General features: G+C 41.9%; 4 protein-coding genes. All 4 read right to left on the minus strand.

What is annotated here, in order from left to right:
• Positions 1 to 64: 64 nt before the first annotated feature.
• Positions 65 to 346, minus strand: coding sequence for a 30S ribosomal protein S19 (gene rpsS / locus PAN07_RS17345; RefSeq protein ID WP_000533766.1), 282 nt, complete (start codon positions 344 to 346; stop codon positions 65 to 67).
• Between the two features lie 103 nt (positions 347 to 449).
• Positions 450 to 1283 (minus strand): 50S ribosomal protein L2, encoded by an 834-nt coding sequence (gene rplB, locus PAN07_RS17350; protein WP_000512911.1) that lies wholly within the window; start codon positions 1281 to 1283, stop codon positions 450 to 452.
• Between the two features lie 17 nt (positions 1284 to 1300).
• Positions 1301 to 1597, minus strand: coding sequence for a 50S ribosomal protein L23 (locus PAN07_RS17355; protein WP_001055347.1), 297 nt, complete (start codon positions 1595 to 1597; stop codon positions 1301 to 1303).
• Positions 1597 to 1853, minus strand: a 257-nt coding sequence (gene rplD / locus PAN07_RS17360; RefSeq protein ID WP_269798441.1) for a 50S ribosomal protein L4, incomplete at its 5' end; no start/stop codon positions are given. The genes rplD and PAN07_RS17355, both read right to left, overlap by 1 nt.

Consider the following 1853-nt stretch of genomic DNA (forward strand, 5'->3'; position numbering starts at 1 on the left):
GGTGAAACACGTACTGTACGAGCCATTGCTTTAGCTGAAGTAATTTCTGCCATTTATGTTCTCCTTATTTTCTACGTGTTTTCTTGTCGTCTGCAGCGTGACCTTTGTAAGTACGAGTTGGTGCAAACTCACCAAGTTTGTGACCTACCATGTCTTCTTGGATGTAAACAGGTACGTGTTTACGTCCGTCATAAACTGCAATAGTGTAACCAATGAAACTTGGGAAGATCGTTGAACGACGTGACCAAGTTTTAATAACTTTTTTCTTTTCGTCGTTAGCTTGAGCTTCAACTTTTTTCATCAAATGCTCATCGACGAAAGGTCCTTTTTTAAGACTGCGTCCCATTTTTATATTTTCTCCTTTAAATGTTGTACCACAGCGGCTTGCGCTCCTATGGAGCGCTACCGAGCTGGCGGATTTACTAGTTGCTTAAGCGACTAGTTTAATATTATTTCTCGTTGCGACGACGAACGATAAGTTTGTCAGATTTCGCTTTCTTGTTACGAGTTTTAAGACCAAGAGCAGGTTTGCCCCATGGAGTAGATGGTGCTTTACGACCAACTGGTGCTTTACCTTCACCACCACCGTGTGGGTGATCGTTAGGGTTCATTACAGAACCACGAACTGTTGGGCGGATACCTTTCCAACGGCTACGTCCTGCTTTACCAAGGTTTACAAGTCCATGTTGTTCGTTTCCGACAACACCAACTGTAGCACGGCAAGTTCCAAGAATCATACGAACTTCACCTGATTGAAGACGAACAAGAACGTATTTGCCTTCAGAACCCAATACTTGAGCAGATGCTCCAGCAGCACGTACCAATTCACCACCACGACCTGGTTTCAACTCGATGTTGTGGATCAAAGTACCAACTGGGATGTTAGCAAGTGGAAGAGCGTTTCCGACTTTGATATCTGCTTCTGGACCTGAAACGATACGTTGACCAACTTCAAGACCTTTTGGAGCGATGATGTATGCTTTCACACCGTCAGTGTAGTGTACAAGAGCGATGTTTGCAGAACGGTTTGGATCGTACTCGATTGTTTTAACAACTGCTTCAACGTTGTCTTTGTTACGTTTGAAGTCAACCAAACGGTAGAAACGTTTGTGTCCACCACCTTGGTGACGAACTGTGATACGACCGTTGTTGTTACGACCAGCCTTGCTCTTCAATGCAACAAGCAATGATTTTTCAGGAGTGCTTGTTGTGATTTCAGCGAAATCCAAAGAAGTCATATTACGGCGACCGTTTGTTGTTGGTTTATAAACACGAATTCCCACGATATTTCCTCCTTAGATTATTCAGCTTCAGCAGCAAACAACTCGATTGCTTTAGAATCAGCTGTAAGTGTGATGATAGCTTTTTTAGTTTTGTTAGTAAAACCAGTGTAACGTCCAACACGTTTAGCTTTTGGTTTTACGTTGATTGTGTTAACATTAGCAACTTTAACACCTTCGAAAGCAGCTTCAACAGCTTGCTTAATCAAAAGTTTGTGTGCACGAGTGTCAACTTCAAATACATATTTTCCTGCTTCAAGTTGAGCCATTGAGCTTTCAGTGATGACAGGTTTTTTGATAACATCATACAAATTCATTATGCAAGAACCTCCTCGATTTTAGAGATAGCTGCTTGAGTAACAAGAAGTTTGTCACTATTTGCGATGTCAAGAACACTTGCAGTTGTAGCAGTCGCAACTTTCACGTTTGGAAGGTTACGAGCTGAGAGAGCTGCGAATTCGTTTCCTTCTTCAAGAATAACAAGGACTTTAGAATCGATGCTCAAAGCTGCAAGAACTTTTGCAAATTCAGCAGTTTTTGGAGCTGTAAATTCAAGAGAATCAACGGCTACAA

It is taken from the genome of Streptococcus sp. SM5, assembly GCF_027497975.1.

Bases quoted from the DNA above. Each gene is read 5' to 3' on its own strand.
- PAN07_RS17355 (WP_001055347.1), bottom strand. From the start codon at position 1,597: ATGAATTTGTATGATGTTATCAAAAAACCTGTCATCACTGAAAGCTCA.
- rpsS (WP_000533766.1), bottom strand. From the start codon at position 346: ATGGGACGCAGTCTTAAAAAAGGACCTTTCGTCGATGAGCATTTGATG.